General features: G+C 70.9%; 1 protein-coding gene. It reads left to right on the top strand.

The window, feature by feature from the left end; genetic code table 11:
* Positions 1-14: 14 nt before the first annotated feature.
* The coding region (locus tag ACFP2T_RS48025) for a condensation domain-containing protein (protein ID WP_377434818.1) at positions 15-577 on the top strand (563 nt) is incomplete at its 3' end.

The raw sequence follows: 577 nt of genomic DNA, 5'->3' as shown, positions 1-577 counted from the left end.
TGGGTGAGGTGCCGTTGACCCCGGTCGCCCGGGAACTACTCGACCGTGCCGGTGTCGACCGTGCCGGTGAGGCGGTGCTGTCGACACTGGTGACAGTCCCCGCCGGTCTGGACCTGGAGATCCTGGTCTCGGCGGTGCGTGCGGTCGTGGACCGGCATGAGGTGTTACGGGCCCGGCTGGACCCCGACGGGCGGCAGTTGATCGTCCCGCCGGGTGATGAGGTCGATGTCCGGTCGTGGGTACGCCGGGTCGATGCTCCGCTGGCCGACCGGTCGGTGCTGGTCGAGGAACAGGCCCGGGCGGCGGTGTCCCGGCTCGATCCCAGCGCCGGGGTGATGACCCAGGTCGTGTGGTTCGACTCGGGGTCCGGGTCGTCGGGACTGTTGTTGCTGGTGATCGCGCATCTGGTGGTCGACACGGTGTCGTTGCGGGTGCTGGTTCCGGACCTCGCCGAGGCGTACACGACGTTGGCCGCGGGCCGGGACGTGGCGTTGCAGCCGGTCCCGACCACGTTCCGGCACTGGGCCCGCGCGCTCGCCGAGGACGCCAACACCACACACCGCACCGCCGAGCTCGA

Source organism: Plantactinospora solaniradicis (assembly GCF_042658085.1).
GTDB classification, from domain to species: domain Bacteria; phylum Actinomycetota; class Actinomycetes; order Mycobacteriales; family Micromonosporaceae; genus Plantactinospora; species Plantactinospora solaniradicis.
The sequence above is the reverse complement of the archived record's forward strand: the minus strand, read 5'-3'. Positions and strand labels throughout refer to the sequence as shown.